Source organism: Shigella sp. SIG3 (assembly GCF_053555855.1).
The window spans coordinates 1-529 of sequence record NZ_JBQZXE010000308.1 but is presented as its reverse complement, the minus strand read 5'-3'; the positions used below and the strand labels follow the sequence as shown (position 1 = coordinate 529).

Annotated in this window: 1 protein-coding gene; it reads right to left on the bottom strand. The window is 45.6% G+C overall.

Annotation, left to right across the window (positions count from 1 at the left end; translation table 11 throughout):
• Positions 1–111: 111 nt before the first annotated feature.
• A partial coding sequence (locus ACUU1I_RS21135; protein ID WP_449144942.1) for a DUF1133 family protein occupies positions 112–529 on the bottom strand: 418 nt, incomplete at its 5' end.

The window sequence follows — 529 nt, the reverse complement described above, 5'->3', positions numbered from 1 at the left end:
CGCTCAATGGCGGGTTCTGGTAAAGTTCATGCGCTTGGTTCGCCTCGCGATACAGCTTTGCGAAGCTGTACCTGAATTGAAGCAGTTTGTGGCTCATTTTGCAATGATTTTTTAAGCATAATCGAACGCTTCTCTCATCGGTGAATACAAAATGAACTCAGCAACACGCAACCACTGATCAACACGACGTCGGCATGTAATCAACGCCCACTCTGGGTACTGTTCGTTTAATAACTCGGCCATCCTTCTCTTACTCATCCCTCGCCCCACATAACGCTGACTCAGGACATTTAGTAGTCCTGGATGATCCGCCAGAACTTCACCTATAACACTATCAATTTTTAGTGCCTCTGCGTCAGTGCAGTGAGTTAACCAGCTTTTTTGCTTTCCTTCGATCATCTCACGCAAAAATGCTTCCAACTCTGGTTTATCAATTCCCGCTTTTTTCAATCTGCGCAGGGCTTCATTGACGGCTGTTTTTGTCATTTTTTGGGATGCCAGCAACTGGTTAAACATATTCCCTGACCTG